The organism is Tabrizicola aquatica, assembly GCF_002900975.1.
Lineage (GTDB): Bacteria > Pseudomonadota > Alphaproteobacteria > Rhodobacterales > Rhodobacteraceae > Tabrizicola > Tabrizicola aquatica.
The window spans coordinates 1-21,455 of sequence record NZ_PJON01000007.1 but is presented as its reverse complement, the minus strand read 5'-3'; the positions used below and the strand labels follow the sequence as shown (position 1 = coordinate 21,455).

Annotated in this window: 17 protein-coding genes, 1 tRNA gene and 1 pseudogene; 13 read left to right on the top strand and 6 right to left on the bottom strand. The window is 65.9% G+C overall.

The annotated features are described in order from the left end of the window. The 4 genes and pseudogenes from CXR42_RS18810 to CXR42_RS19840 form a co-directional block, all read left to right on the top strand. The gene (locus tag CXR42_RS18810) at positions 1–1,419 is read left to right on the top strand and encodes a dihydrolipoyl dehydrogenase family protein (protein ID WP_103259144.1); all 1,419 of its coding nucleotides are present in this window, start codon (positions 1–3) and stop codon (positions 1,417–1,419) included. A 93-nt stretch (positions 1,420–1,512) separates the two neighbouring features. After that, positions 1,513–2,853, top strand: a complete 1,341-nt coding sequence (locus CXR42_RS18805; RefSeq protein WP_103259196.1) for a sensor histidine kinase — start codon at positions 1,513–1,515, stop codon at positions 2,851–2,853. Between the two features lie 48 nt (positions 2,854–2,901). Next, a tRNA-Arg gene (locus CXR42_RS18800) sits at positions 2,902–2,978 on the top strand. A 191-nt stretch (positions 2,979–3,169) separates the two neighbouring features. Then, positions 3,170–3,320, top strand: a pseudogene (locus CXR42_RS19840) (transposase); the annotation flags it as partial. 159 nt (positions 3,321–3,479) lie between these two features. On the opposite strand, the gene torT reads toward CXR42_RS19840, so the two are convergent. Beyond that, entirely contained in the window at positions 3,480–4,568 is a 1,089-nt protein-coding gene (gene torT / locus CXR42_RS18790; RefSeq protein ID WP_103259194.1) for a TMAO reductase system periplasmic protein TorT, read from the bottom strand. Positions 4,569–4,628: 60 nt separating this feature from the next. Between torT and CXR42_RS18785 the strand changes: the two genes are divergently transcribed. Then, positions 4,629–7,496: an ATP-binding protein gene (locus tag CXR42_RS18785; protein ID WP_180996117.1), complete on the top strand. Its 2,868-nt coding sequence runs from the start codon at positions 4,629–4,631 to the stop codon at positions 7,494–7,496. On the opposite strand, the gene CXR42_RS18780 is transcribed toward CXR42_RS18785, so the two are convergent. Further along, positions 7,477–8,178: a response regulator gene (locus tag CXR42_RS18780; RefSeq protein WP_103259142.1), complete on the bottom strand. Its 702-nt coding sequence runs from the start codon at positions 8,176–8,178 to the stop codon at positions 7,477–7,479. The two genes, CXR42_RS18785 and CXR42_RS18780, sit on opposite strands and share 20 nt — an antisense overlap. A gap of 185 nt (positions 8,179–8,363) precedes the next feature. On the opposite strand from CXR42_RS18780, the gene CXR42_RS18775 reads away from it, so the two are divergent. The 3 genes from CXR42_RS18775 (at position 8,364) to CXR42_RS18765 (ending at position 12,363) form a co-directional block, all read left to right on the top strand. Beyond that, a complete protein-coding gene (locus CXR42_RS18775; protein WP_103259141.1) occupies positions 8,364–9,305 on the top strand; it encodes an ABC transporter substrate-binding protein in 942 nt (313 codons plus the stop codon). 83 nt (positions 9,306–9,388) lie between these two features. Beyond that, a complete protein-coding gene (locus CXR42_RS18770; RefSeq protein WP_103259140.1) occupies positions 9,389–10,411 on the top strand; it encodes a quaternary amine ABC transporter ATP-binding protein in 1,023 nt (340 codons plus the stop codon). Next, positions 10,408–12,363 (top strand): ABC transporter permease, encoded by a 1,956-nt coding sequence (locus CXR42_RS18765; protein ID WP_103259139.1) that lies wholly within the window; start codon positions 10,408–10,410, stop codon positions 12,361–12,363. The genes CXR42_RS18770 and CXR42_RS18765 overlap by 4 nt, the downstream gene beginning before the upstream one ends. Positions 12,364–12,616: 253 nt before the next feature. On the opposite strand, the gene CXR42_RS18760 is transcribed toward CXR42_RS18765, so the two are convergent. Genes CXR42_RS18760 through CXR42_RS18745 form a run of 4 tightly spaced genes read right to left on the bottom strand, consistent with a single transcriptional unit; the run spans position 12,617 to position 16,772 of the window. Continuing rightward, positions 12,617–13,444, bottom strand: a complete 828-nt coding sequence (locus CXR42_RS18760) for an energy transducer TonB family protein (RefSeq protein ID WP_146038117.1) — start codon at positions 13,442–13,444, stop codon at positions 12,617–12,619. Next, positions 13,441–13,851, bottom strand: coding sequence for a TonB system transport protein ExbD (gene exbD / locus CXR42_RS18755; protein ID WP_103259137.1), 411 nt, complete (start codon positions 13,849–13,851; stop codon positions 13,441–13,443). Before exbD ends, CXR42_RS18760 begins: the two co-directional genes overlap by 4 nt. A 3-nt stretch (positions 13,852–13,854) precedes the next feature. Further along, positions 13,855–14,760: a MotA/TolQ/ExbB proton channel family protein gene (locus CXR42_RS18750; RefSeq protein ID WP_103259136.1), complete on the bottom strand. Its 906-nt coding sequence runs from the start codon at positions 14,758–14,760 to the stop codon at positions 13,855–13,857. Then, complete coding sequence (locus CXR42_RS18745; protein WP_180996116.1) at positions 14,754–16,772, bottom strand: TonB-dependent receptor domain-containing protein; 2,019 nt, start codon at positions 16,770–16,772, stop codon at positions 14,754–14,756. Before CXR42_RS18745 ends, CXR42_RS18750 begins: the two co-directional genes overlap by 7 nt. A gap of 320 nt (positions 16,773–17,092) precedes the next feature. Here CXR42_RS18745 and CXR42_RS18740 point away from each other — a divergent pair, with 320 nt between their 5' ends. The 5 genes from CXR42_RS18740 to CXR42_RS18720 form a co-directional block, all read left to right on the top strand. Beyond that, a complete protein-coding gene (locus CXR42_RS18740; RefSeq protein ID WP_245875494.1) occupies positions 17,093–18,124 on the top strand; it encodes a hemin-degrading factor in 1,032 nt (343 codons plus the stop codon). Next, positions 18,121–18,951 (top strand): heme/hemin ABC transporter substrate-binding protein, encoded by an 831-nt coding sequence (locus CXR42_RS18735; RefSeq protein ID WP_103259133.1) that lies wholly within the window; start codon positions 18,121–18,123, stop codon positions 18,949–18,951. Before CXR42_RS18740 ends, CXR42_RS18735 begins: the two co-directional genes overlap by 4 nt. Before the next feature lie 48 nt (positions 18,952–18,999). Next, positions 19,000–20,001, top strand: a complete 1,002-nt coding sequence (locus tag CXR42_RS18730) for a FecCD family ABC transporter permease (RefSeq protein WP_245875493.1) — start codon at positions 19,000–19,002, stop codon at positions 19,999–20,001. Between the two features lies 1 nt (position 20,002). Further along, positions 20,003–20,776, top strand: coding sequence for a heme ABC transporter ATP-binding protein (locus CXR42_RS18725; protein WP_103259131.1), 774 nt, complete (start codon positions 20,003–20,005; stop codon positions 20,774–20,776). Between the two features lie 379 nt (positions 20,777–21,155). Then, positions 21,156–21,455: acetyl-coenzyme A synthetase N-terminal domain-containing protein (locus tag CXR42_RS18720; RefSeq protein ID WP_281256789.1), on the top strand; the 300-nt coding region annotated here is incomplete at its 3' end.

Below are 21,455 nucleotides of genomic sequence, written 5' to 3'. Positions count from 1 at the left end.
ATGACCCTGATCCAGACGGATATCTGCGTTATCGGCGCTGGCTCTGGCGGGCTGTCGGTGGCTGCCGGCGCGGTGCAGATGGGCGCGCGTGTCGTGCTGATCGAGGGCGGCGAGATGGGCGGCGACTGCCTGAACTCGGGCTGCGTGCCATCCAAGGCGCTGATCGCCGCAGCCAAGGCCGCCGAGGCGCAGCGCCACGGCTTTCGCGGGGTGGCGGGGCAAGAGCCGACGGTCGACTTTGCCACGGTCAAGGACCATGTCGCCGCGGTGATCGCCGAGATTGCCCCGGTCGACAGCCAGGAGCGGTTCGAGGGTCTGGGCTGCACCGTGATCCGCGCCACGGCCCGCTTCACCTCGCCCAACGAGGTGCAGGCTGGTGACCATGTCATCCGCGCCCGCCGGTTTGTCATCGCCACCGGCTCGCGCGCCATGGTGCCGCCGATTGCCGGCATCGACTCGGTACCCTACCTGACGAACGAGACGATCTTCGCCCTGCGCGACCGCCCGGAGCATCTGCTGATCCTGGGCGGTGGCCCGATCGGGGTCGAGATGGCGCAGGCGCATCGGCGCTTGGGGTGCAAGGTTACGCTTCTGGAGGCCGCGCGGGTCTTGGGCCGTGAGGACCCGGACGCCGCCGCCGTGGTGATCGACCGGCTGAAGGCCGAGGGGATCGCATTGGTGGAAGGGCAGGCCGTGGTGCGCCTGTCCGGCACGGACGGGGCGGTCGAGGCCGTGCTGGCGGATGGCACCCAGGTGCAGGGCAGCCACCTGCTGGTTGCCGTGGGCCGCAAGGTCCATCTGGATGGTCTGGGGCTGGAGGCCGGGGGGATCGCGCATACTGCCAAGGGCATCACGGTGACGCCGTCGCTGCGCAGCACGACCAACCGCCGGGTCTATGCCGTAGGTGACGTGGCCGGTGGGTTGCAGTTCACCCATGTCGCGGGGTGGCACGCGGGTATCGTCGTGCGCCAGACCGTCCTGGGCCTGCCCGCCAAGGCCGATCCCCGGGCGATACCGCGCGTGACCTTCACCGACCCCGAACTGGCCCATGTCGGTCTGACCGAGGCCGAGGCGCGCCAGGCCCATGGCGACCGCTTGACCGTCGTCCGAGCCGACCTGTCCCACAACGACCGCGCCATCACCGAGGCCAAGGCCACGGGCTTTGCCAAGATCATGGTGGTGAAGGGCCGCCCGGTCGGTGCCACCCTTGTTGGCCCGCATGCGGGGGAATTGATCGGGCTTTGGGCGCTGGCCATCAGTGCCCGAATGAAGCTTTCTGCGATTGCGGGCATGGTTGCGCCCTATCCCACGCTGGGAGAGGTTTCCAAACGCGCCGCAAGTGCCTATTTTACCCCAAAATTGTTCGGGAACCCGCTGCTGCGGCGCGTCGTGCGTCTGGTTCAGTCCTGGGTGCCCTGACATCGGGCAAGGACGGACCAGGTGGCGGAACGGCGGAGAAGCTTCCTCAAGACGCTGTCGGGGCGCTTCCTGATCCTGACCGTGATTTTCGTCATGCTGGCCGAAGTTCTGATCTTCGTACCCTCGATCGCGCGCTATCGGGCGGATTTCATGCTGACCCGGTTGAAGCAGGCGCAGATTGCCGCGCTGACCCAGCTTGCGACCGAAGACATCATCATGCCCGAACTGGAGACCGAGCTTCTGGCCAATGCCGAGGTCTACAACGTCGTCCTGCGCCGGGACGAGGTGCGCCAGCTGGTCCTGTCCTCTCCGGTCCCGGGCGAAATTCACGCGACCTATGATCTGCGCATGGCCGGCCCGTGGGAATTGATCCGCGACGCATTCCAGGTACTGGTCGACCCGCAGAACCGGATCATCCGGGTCATCGGCTATCCGGTGCAGGAGGCTGGAACCCTGATTGAGGTCACGATGGAAACCCGGACCTTGCGCGACGCCATGTTGGACTATGGCTTGCGCATCCTGGTCCTGTCGGCGCTGATCTCGGTCGTGACGGCATTTCTCTTGTTCATCGCGGTGCAGCGCTTGCTGGTGCTGCCGATCCGTCGCGTCGTAAGGCATATGCAGACCTATGCCGAAGCCCCCGAGGACGCGCGCCGGGTGATCGAACCCAACGCAGATGTCGAAGAACTGCGCACTGCCGAAGAGGCGCTGCAGTCGATGCAGATGCAGCTGACCGGCGCCCTGCGACAGAAGGAACGGCTGGCCCAGTTGGGTGGTGCGGTGGCCAAGATCAGCCACGACTTGCGCAACATCCTGACCACGGCGCAGCTGTTTGCCGACCGACTGGAGGGCAGCGCCGATCCGATCGTGACGCGCGCGGCGCCAAAGCTGATCGGCTCGATCAGCCGGGCGGTTTCCTTGTGCGAATCGACTCTGGCCTTCGGCAAGGCCGAGGAACCTCCACCGCAACTGCGCCGGCTGAACCTGGCGCAGCTGGCCGGCGAAGTGGTCGAGGGCGAGGCGCTGGGGACCGAGACGCAGATCACCTGCCTGATCGACATTCCAACTGGCTTGACGATCCGGGCAGATGGCGAACAGCTGTACCGGGTTCTGTCGAATCTGGTCCGCAATGCCCGCCAGGCCATCGAGGCAACGGGCCAGCCCGGCACGATCGAGCTATCTGCCGGAGAGGATGAGGGCGAATGGTGGATCCGCGTGGGCGATACCGGCCCGGGTCTGCCCCCAAAGGCGCGCGAGCATCTGTTCTCGGCCTTCCAGGGCGGCGCGCGCAAGGGCGGCACCGGCCTTGGCCTGGCCATCGCCGCCGAACTGGTGCGCGGCCATGGCGGGCGGCTGGAGCTTGCGCGGTCCGATACCGAAGGCACCGAGTTCACCATTCACCTGCCGAAGCAGGCGGCTGACGCGCTTGTGTGATTTCGCCCTTGCATTGCCCGGAGCAGGGGGCTAAATCGCCCGCACTGCGGACCCGTAGCTCAGCTGGATAGAGCATCAGACTACGAATCTGAGGGTCGGGCGTTCGAATCGCTCCGGGTCCGCCATTCACTATTGATAACCAAGATAGTTTGCGGCCTCAGTGGCCGATGCGACTAATTGAACTCCTCGTTAATTGCGCCTGGATGCGACATATGGCGGCCGGGCATCGAAATGGCTGGCAAGTCGTAAGCCTCAGAATCCGCCTGGCGGATACGTTCCCGCGGATTGTTCGGACGTAGACGCCTCGACCGGCCGCATGACGAACTCGCGCTCCGGCAACACGGCGGTGAAAGCAGCGTGGATCGCTGCACATCTGGTTTGACCTGGATTCGGTCTGGCTGGCCGCGCCCAGCGGCAAGCGGGGCCGTCCGGTCACTTTCTCAGACGCAGCCGGTCAGGCGTGCCTGAGGACCGCAAATCTGAACCGCTTCACGGCCTCGGACCGCCGCAAACCCAACGTGTGGCAGGAGGCGGTTCAAGGGCGGAAAAACTCGACCTCAGCTTGATCCGTGCAACAGAGCCGGGCCACTCGTGATTGCAGAGAACCTTCGATTCCCCCGGCACCCTTAGGGGCTTGCGCCGGGTAAGCGATTTGCTTCTTGAGAAAACACCGGGACGAAACTGGCCGGCGCCAGAGACCCCTCAATTGCGTTAATGCCGGCAGTGCCGGGTGTCACGATCCAGACCGGTGGGCCAGCATGGTAGGTCGTGAGGCGATCTTCCAGCGCGCGGACTGCCAACTCGATGGCTAGCCGACCTTGCAAAACCGGTGAGTCCGTTGGCGCCGCCAGGATCCGCCCCCGGACCACGCCGCGATACACGGCATGGCTGAGATAGGTCGAGACCACCTTGATGCTCCCCTCCTGGCCCCTGGCACGCAGGATCGGGACGGCGGCCTCGGCCATCGGGCCGCTGCCGACGAGGTAGTCTATGTCGGGCATCGCCTCGAGCACTTCCTCGACCAGAAGGACCTGTTCCTCGGTGCCGGTGTCGCCGAACCGGGTCATGACGACTTCGGCCGAACTGTCGGCCAGGGCGGCGCGGAAGCCGGACTCGACGAAGGTGACCCAGCCAGCGCCAAGGGGGCCCGGGAACCAGGCGATGCGGACGGGGGGACTGCCCCTGGGGTGACGTTCGGCGATGAAGCGCCCGGCAGCGGCGCCCATTTCGGTCCAGGGGACGCTGGCCTTGGCGGTGATGCCGCTGTCGTCGATGTCGTTCACGGCAGCGATCACGGGTTTCAGCCGGGCGATCCGTTCGACTTCGGCCGTAAGCCCGGCATAAGAGACGGAGCCCAGGATCACCGCGTCGAATTCGTCGCTGGCACAGCCTTTCAGCTGGTCGATCTGGCGCGACAGGTTGGGGTAGCCCCCGGCCTCGTACACGTCGAACGCGACGCCCAGGCGGCGGGCCTCTTCGACCATGCCGTAATTGACCGACAGCCAGTAGGCGTCCTTGAGATGCGGATAAAGGACGCAAAAGCGCCAGGGCCGGGCGGCGCGGGCAAGCGGCGTGTAGGTCAGCGGCACGGCGGCGCTGGCATCGTCGAAGGGGATGGCGCGGGCTTCCAGCTGCCAGGCTTCGGCCGGGGCCGGACCGACATGGCCTGCCATCAGGATCGCCGCCAGAATTGTCATGGCGACGGACTTGCGCATCGCTTCTCCCCTTTCGCGGATTCGGTGATAGTTTGGACCCGCAAACCCTGGAGGGGAGCCTTGCGGAACTTCGGCTACAAGTCGAGTCTTGGCGGACGGCTGCTGCTGGCGATCGGGTTGATCGTGGGCTTCCCTGCTGCGACGGGGGTGCTGGGCTGGTTCGAGCTGAAGGATGTGGCGGCAAATCAGTCGCGGGTGGTGACTGAGGCGATCCCGGCGATTTCCGAAGTGCGGGGCGTGGCCGAGGAGACCAGCCGGGTGGTCGCCGTCGCGCCGGAACTGGCGGCGGTCACCGACGAGGCGCTGCGGGCCGAGCGGGCGGCGTTTCTGTTCGACCAGGCCAACGCGCTGCGGGCGCGGCTTTTGCGGCAGGAGGGGTTGCCCGATGATGCCCTCGCCAATGCGCTGGCGGCTGAGGCGGGCCTCCGGCAGGCGTTGACCACCATCGACCGGCTGGTGCGGCAACGTATCAGCCTGATCGCCCGGCGGGATGCGCAGCTGGAGGCGGGGCTGGCGGCGGCGGTCGAGCTGACCGAAATCGCCGACACGCTGGTCGCCAATGCCGAGATGGGGGCCTCGGCGGTGATCTCCAGCCTTTACGGGATGGATGGGACCGATACGGCGGACCCCGAGATCCGGCTGAACACGCTGGACAAGCTGATCGAGGTCGATCTGTTCCAGATGGGCCTGATGTTCGAGCTGCGGTCGCATGCGTCCGAGGTCGGCCTTCTGCTAAGCCGGGTTGCCGGGGTGCAGTCGCAGGCCGAATTGCAGGCGCTGCGCGACGAGTTGGCGGCGCGGGTGCGGGTGATCTCGCGGCGGTTGGACTCGGTGCAGGACCCGCGCCGCGCCGACCGTGTGCGCGTGCTGCTGAGGGTGATCGGGGCCGCTCCGGCCACGCCCCCCGAAACGGCGGGGCTGTTCGAGAACGTGGCGCAGGTTCTGGCGGTGACCGAGCGGATCACGCGGGCCGAGACCGAGTTGCGCCGCGCGGCGCTGGAATTGGAGACGGCGGCCTCGGCGCTGGCGGACCGGATCGAGGCGAATGCGGTCCGGGCGGGGCAGTCGGCCGAGCAGGCGATTCTGGCGACGCAGCGGCTTTATGCCTTTTCGGCGATGCTGGCGCTGGTGCTGTCGCTGGGCGTCTTGTGGTTCTATGTCCGGGGCAACCTGATCCGGCGACTGGATGCACTGGCGGCGCGGATGGCGGGGCTGGCCAAGGGCGACCCGGGCGAGGAGATCCGGCGGTCGGGCACCGACGAGATCGCGCAGATGGAAGGCGCGGTCGAGGTGTTTCGCCAGCAGGCCATCGCCAACCGGGAACTTGCCGCCGAGCGGGAACGCCATTTGGAAGAACTGCGCCGGCACCGCAGTGAATTGCAGGGCCTGGTGGACGAACAGACCGAGGCCTTGCGCGGCGAGGTGGCGGCGCATGACGCGGCGCGCGACCGGGCCGAAGCGGCGGACCGGGCGAAGTCCGAGTTCCTGGCGATGATGAGCCACGAGATTCGCACGCCGATGAACGGGGTCCTGGGGATGATGCGAAACCTGCCGCGCGATGGGCTGACGCGGGTGCAGGTTGCGCGGCTGGACGCGGCGCTGGCATCGGGCAAGGGGCTGATGGGGCTTTTGAACAGCATCCTTGATTATTCCAAGTTGGAGCAGGGCCAGACCGCAGACGCGATCGAGGATTTCGATCTGGGCGAGGCGCTGGGGAACATCGCGCTTCTGATGGCGCCGATGGCCGAGGAAAAGGGGTTGCGGCTGGTGACCGAGCTTCCCGACGCGGTATTGCCGCCGTTGCGCGGCGACATGGGCAAGCTGCGACAGATCCTGTTCAACCTGGTGTCCAACGCGGTGCGGTTCACCGATACGGGCGAAGTGCGCATCGCGGTGGCGCTGGCGGGTCCGCCTGACGCCGATCCCTTGTGCCTGCGTTTCACAGTCAGTGACACCGGGCGGGGGATCGCGCCTGACGCGCTGGAGCGGATCTTCGACGCCTTCCAGCAAGAAGACCTGCAGACTGCACGGACGCATGGCGGCACGGGGCTTGGACTGACGATCAGCCGGCGTCTGGCCGGGCTGATGGGCGGGGCGCTGACCGTCGCCAGCCAGCGCGGGCAGGGCGCGACCTTCACGCTGCATGTGCCCTTTGCGCGGGGGGCAGCGCCCGTGGCGCGGCAGGTGGAGCCGACGCCCGACCTGCCGCCGCTGCATGTGTTGGTGGTCGAGGATCACCCGGTCAACCAGGAGGTAGCGCTGGGTTTCCTGCAGTCCTTGGGCCATCAGGCCGCTATTGCTGCAACGGGTGAGGCGGCGCTGGAGATGCTTGCGGCGGGCGACTTCGATGCCGTCCTCATGGACGTGAACCTGCCGGGCATCTCGGGCATCGAGGCGACGCGGCGGCTGCGCGGGTTGCCGGGGCTGGACCGGCTGCCGGTGATCGGGGTCTCGGCCCACGCCCAGCCCGGCGACATTGCGGCCTGCCGCGCCGCCGGGATGGACGAGGTCGTGGCCAAGCCGCTGACTCCCGAGGCTTTGGCTACGGCCCTGGCGCGGCTGTGTCGCACAGGCGTCGCCCCGGCCGTGCGCGAGACGCTGGCTGATCTGGGGCCGACCGCGACGCGCGACCTGGTGCGGCTGATGCTGGACCGCCTGCGTCCCGATGTCGAAGCGCTGGCCGAGGCGCTGCGGCAGGGGGCGGCCCCGGACATCGAACGGCGGGCGCATCAGCTGAAGGGGGCGGTGGGGAACTTTGACCTGCCAGAGCTGGGCGAAGTCCTGGCCGACCTTTCCCGCCGCGATGCCAGACCGGGACCCGAGTCTGTGGGGTCCCTGCTAAGTGCGGCAGCGGCGGCGGAGCGGCAGCTCATGCGGTCGCTTCAGGCGCTGGAGGATCTGGCGGGCGTCAGGACAGCGGCGCAGTGAAGACGTAGCCTTCACCATGCGAGGTGCCGAAGATGCGCGGCTGCTTCGGATCATCGCTGAACTTGGCCCGCAGGCGTTTGACCATCACGTCAACCGTCCTTGTCCCCGAATCGGTCTGCCGGTGCGTGATGCTGGCCAAAAGCCGGTCGCGCGACAGGACGATCCCGGGATTGAGGACGAAGGTGCGCAGAAGTTCGTACTCGGCCCGGGTCAGCTGGACGCCGACGCCATCCTGACCGCTGACATGCCGTGCGGCGGTGTCGAAGGTGAACCCCGCGAAATGCACCACGCGGCGGGTAAGCTGACGCATCGCCGCGGTACGCCGCAACAAGTTCTTCACCCGCGCCAGAAGCTCGCGCCGGTTGAAGGGCTTGCAGACATAGTCGTCGGCCCCAAGCTCCAATCCCACGATCCGGTCCACGTCGTCGGTGCGCCCCGACAATAGAATGATTCCCACTTCGGACCGGGCCCGCTGCTCGCGGGTGATCTCCAACCCGTCCTTGCCGGAAAGGTTGATGTCGACGATCAGGAGGTCCGGGTTTTCCTGGGCCAGCACCTTTTCGGCGGCCTCGGCCCCGGCGCAGGCGGTGACGCGGTAGCCGAAGCTTTCCAGATATCCCCCAAGCGCGGTGCGGGTCACCGGGTCATCCTCGATCACGACGATATGGGCGGCAGCGTTCATAGGTCAGCAGTCCCCGGTACCAGTGAGTTCTGTTAACATTTTGTAACAACATTCTCCAGCCTGTTCACGGCAAGGGTCTGACACGTTCACATCCAGTACATAACCTTGCCTCTCAGGAAAGCGTTCGACTTTCCGTGGAAACGTCGTCGCCGCAACGGGTGCGACCTGAACAGGGATCGAAACACATGCAGAAACTGACCAGACTGCTTCTTGGCGCGGCGGTTGTCGCGCTGGCCGCGCCGGTTTGGGCCGAGGATTCGTCCGACCCGATCATCATCCCCACCCACAACTGGTCGAGCCAGATCGTGATGTCGAACGTGGTGGGCCAGATGTTCGAAAGCATGGGCAATTCGGTCGAGTACGTCTCGACCGACAGCCAGGCGGTTTACGAGGCCGTGCGCCTGGGCGACGCCACGCTGGAGGTCGAGGTCTGGGAAGGGGCGTTCGGCGCCTCGTTCATGGCAGCGGTCGAAAAGGGTGGCATCCATGACGTCGCCACCCACGACGCGGTGACGCGCGAGGACTGGTGGTATCCGATGTGGACCAAGGAGGCCTGCCCGGGCCTGCCGGACTGGAAGGCCCTGAACGATTGCGCGGCGCTGTTCGTCACGCCGGAAACCGGGGACAAGGGCCGTTTCCTGGGCGGGCCGGTGGACTGGCTGAAGCACGATCAGGAGAAGGTCGAAGCGCTGGGGATGAACTTTGTCGTGGTGAACGCGGGCTCGGCTGCGGCGCTCTGGGCGGAAATCGCGGCGGCGGAAAAGGACAAGACCCCGATCGTGCTGTTCAACTGGACCCCGAACTTTGCCGAAGCCGTCTGGCCGGGTGAGTTCGTCAACTTCCCGGAATGGGTCGAAGGCTGCGACAAGGACCCGGCGGTCGGCCCGATCCCGGACAAGGTCTATGACTGCGGCAACCCGGCCAACGGCTATATGAAGATCGCGGCCTGGGACGGGATGAAGGACAAGTGGCCCGGTGCTTATGCCGCGCTGCAGAAGGTGAACTTCACCAACGCCCAGATCGCCGAGATGGCCAAGATGGTCGACATCGACGGGATGGAACCCGAAGAGGCCGCAACCGCCTGGCTGGAAGCGAACGAGGCGGTCTGGAAGCTCTGGACCGAATGATCTCCGGCGTCACCCTCGGGTGACCCAACTTGCCACCCGGGAGCATTCCCCCCGGGTGGCGCTTTTATCCGGGGGGCAAACCTATGACCGCAAGCGACGTTGTGATTTCCTGCAAGAACGTCTGGAAGGTGTTCGGCGACCGTCCCGAGCGGCTGCAGCTGACGCCGCAGACGACGATGGACGAGTTGCGCGCGACGAACCACATCGCCGCAGTGCGCGACGTCTCGCTGGAGATCCGGCGCGGCGAAATGCTGGTGGTGATGGGGCTGTCGGGGTCCGGCAAGTCGACGCTGGTGCGCTGTCTGGCACGGCTTCTGGACGTCACTTCCGGTGAGGTGACGGTCGAGGGGCGCGACATCGGCAAGCTGTCCGAGCCCGAACTGATCGAATTGCGCCGCAGGAAGATGGGCATGGTGTTCCAAAGCTTCGGCCTGCTGCCGCACCGCACCGCGCTGGAAAATGTGGCCTTCCCGCTGGAAATGCGGGGTCAGGACCGGTCGTCCCGCATCGCCCGGGCGCGCGACATGCTGGCGCTGGTGGGGCTGAAGGGCCGCGAGGGCTATTTCCCGCGCGAACTGTCTGGCGGCCAGCAGCAGCGGGTGGGCATCGCGCGCAGCCTGGCGGTCGAGCCGGACATCTGGTTCCTGGACGAACCCTTCAGCGCGCTTGACCCGCTGATCCGGCGCGAGATGCAGGACGAATTCCTGCGGCTGAAGGGGATGCTGGCCAAGACCATCGTCTTTATCACCCACGACTTTGACGAGGCGCTGCGGCTGGCCGACCGCATCGCCATCATGAAGGACGGCGCGGTCGAACAGATCGACACGCCCGAACGCATCGTCATGGCTCCCGCGACGCCCTATGTTGCCAAGTTCACCGAAGCCATCGACCGCACCCGTGTGGTCCATGCGCTCGCGCTGGCACAGCCGGTCGAGGGACGCGCCATTGAGGGCGAGCCGCTGCCCGCCAACGAGACCCTGCACGCGCTGGCCCGGCGGATCATCGGTGACAGCCGGGCGCTGATCCCGCTGGTGGACCAGGGCCGGATCGCCGGACTTCTGGACCGGAAGGCGGCTTTGGACCTGCTTCTGGGACCGGCGGCATGATGACGGCGACCCTTCCACAGCCCCCGTTCCGCCTGGACCAGAAGCGCGTCGCGCAAGCGATCCTGCTGGCCGCGCTGGTGCTTGTCCTGTCGCGGAACGTCCTTCCCGCGTACCTTCTGCGCCTGCCGGAAAGTCTGGTCCTGCCCTTCGCCGACTGGATCAACGCGGTCTTCGACTTCGCGCGCGACGATCTTGGTCTGATGGCCTTTACCCGGGCGTTCTCCGACGTGGTGGAGTTTTGCCTGGATGTCACGGCGAACCTTCTTTACGGCAAGTCGCGCTGGCCGCAGCTTGGCCCGATCCCCTGGGTGGTGATCGCGGCCACCGCCGGGATGGCGGGCTACGCCCTGGGCGGGCTGCGGCTGGCGGTGCTGGCGGGCGGCACCTTCGTCTGGATCGCCGTCATGGGCCAGTGGAAATGGGCGATGGAGACGCTGTCGGTCATCGTCGTCGCAGTCCCGTTCGCGGTCGTCTTCGGGCTTCTGATGGGCATTCTCGCCTGGCGCTACCGTCTGGCCGAGCGCATCCTGAACCCGGTTCTGAACATTGCGCAGTCGCTGCCGCATTTCGCCTACATGATCCCCGTTGTCGTGTTCATCGGTGTGGGTCCGAAGGCGGGCGCCATCGTCACGATCATCTTCTCCGTCCCGCCGATGATCCGCATGTCGCTCCTCGGCCTGCGCGCGGTGTCGCCCGAGATCATCGAAAGCGGCAAGATGAGCGGGACGACGCGCTGGCAGCTGATGACCCGCGTCCGTCTGCCCGCCGCCCGGACCGAAATCCTGATCGGCGTCAACCAGGTGATCATGCAAAGCCTTGCAATGGTCGTTCTGGCCAGCTTCATCGGAATGCCCGGGCTGGGACAGAAGCTGCTGCAACTGCTTCAGGCGCTGCGGATCGGGTTGTCGGTCGAGATCGGCATCACCATCGTGCTTCTGGCCATCGTGCTGGACCGCATGTCGAAGGCCTGGGCGATGAAGCAGCCCGAGCATGTCGAGGGCGCGACCTGGGTCCAGCGCCACCGGCTGCTGGCGATCTGGCTGGGTCTTGTTGCCCTGGGCTTTGTCATGGCCTGGCTCCACCCCTATTTCGCCGAGGTCGAGCGCAAGCAGGCGCTCAGCATGGCGGATCCGATCGATTTCGTGGTCGGCGGGTTCATCGACCTGATCGACCCTGTGACCGACTGGCTGCGCTGGTTTCTGATCACCTGGGTCCTGATCCCCTTGCGCGATGCGTTCCTGTGGTTGCCGACCTCGGCCGTCCTTCTGGCGCTGGCCGGCATCGGCTGGCGCATCGGCGGCTGGCGCTCGGCCCTGGTGTGCCTTGCCTTCGCGCTGCCCATAGCGCTGTCGGGCTGGTGGGACCGGGCGATGATCACCGCGTACACCGTGTTCGTTTCAGTTGCGCTGGCGCTGTTGATCGGGGTGCCGCTGGGCCTGATCGGTGCCGCGAACGAGACCCGCGCGCGGCGCTTCCTGCTGGTCTGCGACACGGCCCAGACCTTCCCAAGCTTCATCTACCTGATCCCGGTGGTGATGCTGTTCGGTGTTAACGATGTCGCCGTCGTGGCCGCCGTCATGGTCTTTGCGACCGTGCCCATCGTCCGCTACACGATCGAGGGCCTGCGCAACATCCCGCCCGAGATCGTTGAATCGGCGCAGATGTCGGGGGCAAGCCGAGGCCAGCTTCTGCGGCACGTCAAGGTGCCGTTGGCCATCCCCACCCTTGTCGTGGGTGCGAACCAGTCGATCATGTTTGCCCTTTTCATGGTGATCATCGCGGCCTTCATCGGCACCCAGGACCTTGGTCAAGAGATGCAGCGGGCGCTGTCCTCGACCGATGTGGGCAAGGGTCTGGTCCTTGGGTTCGCGGTGGCTTTCATGGGGCTCCTGGCGGACCATCTGCTCCTCAAATGGGCGCGAGGCAAAGGCGCGACACTTGGCTCCAGGTAAACCTTGGGGGCACGGCCAAGTGGCGCGCTCCGACGTCACTGGGATGTTGGCCAGGCTTTGTTGCACACATGGTGAGGGACTCGATGGTGTTGGCCTTGGGGCATGCCAAAACCCCGGCCATTGACCTGCCGCACGACGAACTGGCGCGCCACGGCGCTGAAAGCGGCACAGATCGGTGCCCATCTGGTTTGACCCGTATAAGCCTGGTCGAAACCGGGATGCGGTGCCCCCACTTGATCTGTGCGACAGAGCCTCATTTCCCGACAAACTCGAACGAGAAGCGAGGCTTCTCGTTGGGAGCCGGTGCCGGAAAAGGCGCCGAGCGACGGATATGATCCACTGCGACGGCGTCCAGGGCCACGTCGCCCGAGCTATGCAGAACCTGCACGGAGGCAAGACTGCCGTCCGGTGCGATGGTGAAGCCCACGACTGCCGTGCCCTTGCCTGCACCTGCTTTCAGCCTTGTAGCGCGCACCTTCTTCATCACGGCCCTTGCGTAGGCCGCTGGTGAAACCTCACCGCCCTTGGCCTTGGCGGCCGCACGTGGGGCGCTGGGCGAAGAGACTGGTTTTTCAGAGCGAACCGGTTCCTTGGATCGGGCTTCTTTCGGCGGTTTTTCCTTTGTGGTTTGGGACTTATGCGTCGCGTCGCGTTCTGAGTCGGGAACGGGTTTTGCTTCGGGACGTGGCTTTGGCCGGACCGTTTCCGTGCTTGCTTCCGGTTCTGTCTCTGCGCGCGGAAGGGAAAGTTCTGCGGCGACCGGGGGGTCGATTCGCGGCAGAGCCATGGGGGCGGCGGCGTGCACCGGGTCGTGGACAACGTCAGGCACGACAGGTGCAGTTTCTGTCGCCACCGGGGGGGCGGGTAGCGACGGCTCGGCTGCTGCAACCTCGGGCGCGGCGTCGGCAACGGCAGCGATTGCCGGAGCGGCAGGTGCAGTGGCCGCAAGATCAAGGATCAGGACGCCCGTCCTCCGTTCGACCGCAAGGGCAAAGGCGGCGGCCCCGCCGATAAGGCCCACCGCGACTGCGCTTGCCAGAAGCCACCCCGCGACCCGCGCTGCAACCTTGGGCCGTGTCACGGGGCGGCCTCCAGCCCGACGAGGGCGACCTTCAGGTAGCCCGCCGCGCGCAGCTGATCCAGCACCTGCATCAGCGCGCCGTAATCCACCGAACGGTCGGCGCGCAGAAAGACCGGCGTCTCGCGCTGTCCGTTGCTGCGTTCATCCAGAATGGCCGAAAGCCGGTCGGCGGGGACTGGCGCATCGTCAAGCACAAGCCTGCGATCGGCCGTCACCGTCAGCCACAGCGGCTCTTCGGGCCGGTCGCCCGCTGGGGCGGTAGAGCCCGGCAGGTTCACGGGTACGTCCACGGTGGACAGGGGGGCCGCCACCATGAAGACGATCAACAGGACCAGAATCACGTCGATGAAGGGCGTAACATTGATCTCGCTCAGTTCCGCCTCGCCCTCGTCCAGCTGCAGCGCCATCGGTCAGCCCCCCGCCATGCGCGCGTCCAGCCCGCGGCTGAACCGCAAGAGAAGATCGGTCCGCGCATCCGCCAGTGCGTGCCGGAACGCGGCGATCCGCCTCAGGATCGCATTGTACAGCAGCACCGCCGGGATCGCGGCGACCAGCCCGATACCGGTGGCCAGAAGTGCCTCGGCAATTCCTGGGGCGACAACCGAAAGGTTCGTGGTCTTGGTCGCGGCAATGGCGATGAAGCTGTTCATGATCCCGAAGACCGTTCCGAACAGTCCCACGAAGGTACCGACAGACCCGATCGAGGCGAGAAGCCCGCTGCCAGATCTCAGTCGCTGCACGGCGCCCGCTTCAATCCGGTCAAGCCGAAGGTCCAGCCTTTCACGCGCAGCGGCGCGGAGGTCAGCCGTCAGGACGGCGGGCAGTTGTGCGGCTTCGTCGGCTACGGCCTGGGAGGTCAAAGCCAGCGGACAGGTGCCAGGCAGGACGATCAGGCCCGCTTCTGCCGCGATCTTCGCCCGCGCCCGGCGGAGCCGCGCAAAGGCCAGTGCGAACTCTACAATCTTGAACAGGAAAACGGTCAGAACGGCCGCCGCAGCCAGCGCCAGCGCGCCCATGACTGCCTGAACCACCAGGTGCGCCTTCAGGAACAGGCTTACCAGATCGGTCTCGACCGACATGGATGTCGCCGGAAAATCCGCATCCAGCGCGGTGGAGCCGGTCGGGATCTGACCACCATCCGCCGAGACCGTCGCGGCCGGCCTGGATGCGGCCTCTGGCAGCGGCTGCGCTTCGGTTTCTGGCGCTGCCCCGTCCAGGGGGGGAGGCCCGCTGGACAAGTCAGAAGGGGCGGCGCCCTCTTGCGCGACGGCCGTCCCGGCCAAGAGGATAAGGCAAGCTGCGAGTACCCTTACCATGTCAGGTTCTTGCCGATGGAGAACTTTGCGTTCATCCCCTCGCCCCGGTCAAGCGACAGGTTGTTCTTGTAGTCCGCGTCAAAGACGTTCTCGACGGTCAGCGTGACATCCATTCCAGCCATTGCGCCGGCTTCGGGCTTCCAGGTGACGAACAGATCGTGAGTGTCGTATGCGGGCGTATGGGTCGGGGTGACCGTGCCGGCTGCAGTGGTCGCAACCGAATAGGTTGTGACCGCGTCAAAGTAGTAAGCGGTCCAGCCCAACGTCAGGCCCGGGTCGGGCAGCTTTGCCCCGACGGTCAGCGCCACGTTCTGCGCCGGGGTGTCGGCAATGGTCAGGCCGTTGGATGCGGGATTGGACATTTCTCGGTAGGCGGAACGGACATTGCTATAGGCCAGGTTTGCGAACCAGCGTTCGGCGTCATAGGCCGCCTCGATCTCGCCACCCCAGATTTCGGCGGCGCGCACGTTCACATAGCGCGGCACCGCGCCGGTCGCGCCATTTGTCACGATCAGGTTGGAAAGGTCGCTGTGAAAGGCAGTCGCCTTCAGGTGCAGGCTGTCGGCTTCAGCCCACAACCCCTCTTGCTGGTAGGTCAGGCCAAGCTCGACCGAGTCCGCCTCTTCCTTCGCAAGGTCCAGGCTGGGCAGGCGCCCGCCGTCGGTGGAGTAAAGTTCGTCCAGCGTCGGCATCCGTTCGGTGCGGGCCAGCGTGCCGAAGATGCCCCAGCGTTCATTCAGCTTGTACAGTGCCGACAGTTTGGGCGAGACGGCTTGGTCCGACACTTCTGCGCCGCCCGCCGCCGCTGTGACAGCCGACGGCGTCCGGTTGCCGAAGTCGACCCTCAGGCCCGGGATCAGCGTCAGCCGGTCGTTCCAGATGAACTCGCCCTGGGCATAGACGCCAAGCTTGCGATCGGTGCCTTCGGGATGGAACCCCAGCGCGCCAAGCGACGAGGTGGCGCTGCGGTCCTGTTCCGAAAGCTGAACGCCGAGGGTCAGGAAGTTTTGCCATTCGCCAGACGAAAGATTGGCGGTGTTCTCGATCTTCACTGCGGTCGTGGCATAGCCAAAGTCCGATGGGCAAAGGACTTGCAGCGTGCCCGGCGCGCAGGCCAGGGAGCTGCCCGTGAAATTGCGCTTCGAGACCGAGGTGTCGGTGTGCGAGAGCTGAACTGTCAGATCCAGAAGGTCATTCGACGCGAATTGATGGCGCCAGGTCAGGCTTGCCGTGTCGTCGATGGCATGGACATCGGCGAAGCCGAACGTGGCGATTGTCGCCGTGCCGCCGGTCTGCGCGACGGCTGCACCGTCCATGTCGGTGTCGGTCCGCGACAGGGCCAGGGTCAGGCTCTGGTCGCTGTCGTCACCGAAGCTCAGCTTCGCCTTGGCCAGCCCCGAGACCGACTGGTGCGACGAGCCCGCCAACACGGTGCCAGCGCCATCCGTCTTGTCGTTGCCGGTGCTGGTGTTCAGCGCGAACAGGAATTCGGCATTGCCTGCACGGTGCGCGTAGATCATCCCTGGTTTCAGGACGTCGCCGTTCGACTCATAGCCAAGCTTGAAGCGCAGCGCGCGCGTCTCTCCCTCGGCCAGATAGTCGCTTGCGTCCTTGGTGGTAAAGGCCACGACGCCCCCGATAGTGCCCGAGCCATACAGCGTCGATGACGCCGGGCCGCGCAGGATTTCGACCCGCTTGAACAGTTCAAGATCCCCGAAGAAGCTGCCCATCCGGTATTGTTCGAAGAACTTCGGCGCGCCGTCGACCACGACCTTGATCCGCTCTTCCGAGGCGGTCTGCTCGCTGTTGCCGATGCCGCGGATGTTGAAGGCCTGGCCCATCGGTCGGGTCGAGGCCCCGGCGGCCTGAACGCCGGGCACACCCTTCAAGACGTCGCCGATGTTGTCAGCCTGCTTGCGATCAAGGTCCTCCTGCTCCAGCGCGGTGACGGCTTGCGGCGTGTCGATCGCGACCTTGGCCGTCCCGGTCCCGAAGATGATACGGCCAAGCATTTGGAAAAGGCCTTCATCCGCTTCCTGCGCCGCGGCCGGGGCGGCCAGGGCAAGCGCAATGGCGGTTGTCAGGACAAGCCCGCGTCTTGCGGGTCGTGGCATCGTCGTCATGGTCATCCCTTCGGGTCGGTCTGCGGAAGGGCTGGCCATGGCCGGGGCGGCGCGGGCTGGCGGCAGAAAAATCTGACTTGAACTGTCAGGGATTGGCTTTTAGAAAGCCCGACTGTAACTGTCAAGTATTCGTCAGAACCGATGAATGCCGCTCGCGCCCCAGCCTTCGCCAGTGACGCGCGTCCCCCAGAACCGATGGAAGGATGCCCATGGCCCGGCTTGGCCCCAATCAGATTCGCGCACTTCGTGCCGAGACCCCAAGGGCGCGCGCCCGCGACTTTGCAGCACTGCACCAGATCACCGAGGCCGAACTTGTCGCGGCCTTTGTGGGCCACGGCACCACGCCGATAGTGGCCGACCCCGACCGGCTGGTCCCCTGGGTGGGTCGTCTGGGCGAGGTCATGGCACTTACGCGGAACGAGCATTGCGTCCACGAACGCCGCGGCACCTATTCCGACTATCGCACTGGCGCCTTCGCCTCGATGGTCCTCGACCCCGAGATCGACCTGCGCATCTTCCCCAAGCACTGGGTCCACGCCTTTGCGGTCGAGGAAATGGCCGAGGATGGACCGAAGCGCAGCCTCCAGGTCTTTGACGCAGCGGGGCACGCCGTCCACAAGGTGCATCTGAAGCCTGAATCGCGCCACGACCTATGGGCCGACCTTCTGGGCAACATGCGGATCACCGCGCGACCGCTGGACCTGTTGCCGCGCGTCCCGGTCCAGCCTGCGAAAGGTGGTACCTCGGGCGGCCAAGCCTTGCGAGCGGCATGGGATCGCATGACCGACACCCACCAGTTCCTGGGGCTGGTGAAAGACCAGGAAATGAACCGACTGGGCGCTTACCGCGTCGCGGGCGCGCCCTACGTTGCGCGGCTGGAGCCGGAGGCGGTCACTCTTACCCTTCGCCAGGCGGCCGATAATGGCATCCCGGTGATGATCTTTGTCGGCAATGCGGGCTGCATCCAGATCCACGGCGGCCCAATCGAGAAGATCGTCCCGATGGGCCCCTGGATCAACGTGATGGACCCGCGCTTCAACCTTCATCTGCGCGCCGACCGGCTGGCCGAGGTCTATCGCGTCTGGAAACCTACCCGTACCGGCGATGTCTTTAGTGTTGAGGCCTTCGCGGCCGATGGCGAGCTGATCCTGCAGGTCTTCGGCTACCGCAAGAATACGCCCGCCGAGCCCTGGAATACGCTGGTCGCAGGCTTGCCCATGCTGGAACAGGTGCCCGCATGATCCGCGCCATATGCCTGTCGCTGGTCCTTGCCGCCCCGGTGCTTGCCGAAGACGCCGCCCGGGTCATAACCCTTGGCGGTTCGGTTACCGAAATCGCTGTCGCGCTTGGTGCCCAAGATCGGCTGGTTGCCCGCGACACCACCTCGAACTTCCCCGAAAGCATCCGGGCACTGCCCGACGTGGGCTACATCCGCGCACTCTCGCCCGAGAACATTCTGGCGCTCGACCCCGACTTGATCGTAGCTGAAGGTGATGCGGGCCCGCCCGAGGCGGTCGAGGTGCTGAAAGCCGCAGGCATCCCGTTCGTCCTTGCCCCCGAGGCGACCGACCCCGGCGGGGTGGCAGCGAAGATCACGGCCATTGCCGAGGCGCTGGACTTGCCCGGCGCAGCCCTCGCAAGTGAGGTCCAGGCCGGGCTTGATGTCGCAGCCGGTCGCGCAGCGACAGTCGTCACGCCGAAGCGTGTCCTCTTCATCCTGTCGCTGCAAGGCGGTGGCGTCATGGCGGGCGGCGAAGGGACCGAGGCCGAGGGGATCATCCACCTTGCGGGCGGTATCAACGCGGCGACCGGGTTCAGGGGCTACAAGCCGATGACGGACGAGGCGGTGCTGGCTGCCCAGCCGGATGTGATCCTGATGATGGATCGAGAGGGCGATTTGTCGATCGCAGAGTCGGATGTGATGGCGCAGCCGGCACTGTCGCAGACACCTGCGGCAAAGACAGGTGCCATTGTCCGGATGGACGGGATGCTGCTTCTGGGCTTTGGCCCCCGCACGCCGCAAGCGGCACTGGCGCTGCACGCGGCGCTTTATGGCAGCGGCAGCTGAATGGTCACGATGTCCCACCCGCTGGTCCGCCGTCTGCCAGGACCGACCATGACACTGGCCTTGGCCGGGCTCTTGCTCGCCGCGTCGATCTTGTCGCTGACCAGTGGCGCGGCGGGCCTGGGTGCGGGCGACCTCTTCGTCGCCCTGTGGGGCGAGGGGCTAAGCCCCCGCGATCAGGTCGTTCTCTTTGACATCCGCTTGCCGCGCCTTGCGCTTGGAATGGCCGTCGGTGCGTCACTGGCCGTGTCCGGAGTCCTGTTGCAGGGCCTGTTCCGCAACCCGCTTGCGGATCCCGGTATCGTCGGTGTCAGCGCGGGGGCGGGTCTGGGCGCCGTGCTTGCCATCGTTCTTGGCGGCCTTCTCCCCGCCGCTGTGGTCGCCACCGTGGGGCAGTCCCTGGTTCCGCTGGCGGCAGGGCTGGGCGGATGGATGGCCACGCTCATTCTTTACCGTATCGCAACCTCGGGCCAGCGCACCGATGTCGCTCTCATGCTGCTTGCCGGAATCGCTCTTGCCGCGCTGGCCGGAGCAGCGACCGGGGTGCTTACCTATCTCGCCGACGATCGGCAACTGCGCGATCTGACGTTCTGGGGGATGGGCTCGCTGGCGGGGGCGACATGGGGCAAGCTTGCCGCCGCCCTGCCATTGATGGCCGCCGCCCTTCTGGTGGCCCCGCGCTTGGCGCGAGGTCTGAACTCGCTGGCCCTCGGCGAGGCGCAGGCGGCCCATATGGGCACCGATGTCCAGGTTCTGAAGCGTCTGGCGATCTTCTCGGCGGCTGCGGCGACCGGGGCAGCCGTGGCGGTCGCCGGCGGGATCGGCTTTGTCGGCCTTGTCGTTCCGCACCTCCTGCGTCAGGCGCAGGGGGCCGATCACCGCCCCCTGATCCCGCAAGCCGCGCTTCTCGGCGCGGTTCTTCTGGTTCTGGCAGACCTCATCTCACGCAGCATCGTCGCTCCTGCGGAGCTTCCCATCGGCATCCTGACTGCGCTGGTGGGCGCTCCCGTTTTCCTCTGGATGCTCCTCCAGCGCGGGGCGCGGGGCCGGTAGAATGCTGGAGCTGATCAACCTCTCGGCGCAGCTTGGTCGACGGCGCGTGCTGCAGGACGTATCGCTGACGGTCCGTCCGGGTGAGCTTCTGGCGATCTGCGGCGCGAACGGTGCGGGGAAAAGCACACTCCTCAAGGCCATTCTGGGCGAGTTGCCCGCAAGCGGCGTTGCCCGACTTAACGGCATCGCCGTTGCCGAGGCCCGGCCTGCCACCCTCGCACGGATGCGGGCGGTCCTTCCGCAGGAGAGTGAAGTGGCCTTCGGCTTCACGCTGGGCGAAGTCGTCGCCATGGGTCGCGAAGCCGGGGACTTCGCCGCCTGGCCCGAAGTGGACGGCCTGGCGCTTTGCGCCGTCGGACTGCAGGGACGCGAGGCGGACGACATCCGCAGCCTTTCGGGCGGCGAACGCCAACGCGGTCACCTTGCCCGCGCCCTAGCCCAGGTGTGGGAGCCGGTCAGTCCGCAGCGTCCACGCTGGCTCATGCTGGACGAACCCGTCGCAAGCCTCGACCTCGGCCACCAGCTGCAGGTGATGCGGCTTGCCCGCAGCTATGCCGATGCAGGTGGCGGAGTCGTCGCGATCATGCACGACCTGAACCTGTCCGCCATGTTCGCCGACCGCATGGCCTTCCTCGTCGCCGGGCGACTGGCGGCGATCGGCACCCCGGTCGAGGTGATGCAGCAGGACCTTCTCGAGGCAGCCTATGGATGCCAGATCACGCTTAATCGTGCCCCGGTTTCGGGGCCTTGGTTGCTGCCGCAGTCTTGCAGGTGACGTCCCCGCCGCTGGGTCGTCATCACGCGCACAGGGTCCGGTGCTGCGCTCTTTGGGTTTTGCACGTCCGGCTGCCAGCCTGCTGACAGGCGGGTCATATGCAATGTTCGGCCGGGACGAGACGACCTGATGCTCGATGGTGTTTTCCTGCCCAATGCCAAGGGGATAACTGCAGTCGCAGGTCGGCATGCCGGGTCGCGCCAGTCGCGGTCCCAGCGGGACAAGCAAACAAATTTTCAAGTAAGCGCCCTACAGCGTAAATAAATTCACAAAAAAATCGTTTTCTTTTAGTCGGTTATATGTTTTATTTACCGCGCGTTTGACAACATCCTTTGGGTGGCGGCAGCGCGGGGGTTTCAAGCGACTTTCTGGGGGGTGCATGTCAGCGACTTCTTTGCCATCAGGTGTTTACGCCGCTTCTGCCGATTTCGTCTCTGGTGCGCATGTTGATGGTGCTGGGTATGAGCGTTTGTATTCCGAATCGGTTATGGACGCTGAGGGTTTCTGGGGTCGTGAGGCGTTGCGGCTGGACTGGATCAAGCCGTTCACGAGGGTGAAGGACACGTCCTTCGCGCCGGGCAACATCAGCATCAAGTGGTTTGAGGACGGTCATCTGAACGTCAGCGCCAACTGCATCGACCGGCACATGCTGACGCGGGCGAACCAGACGGCGATCATC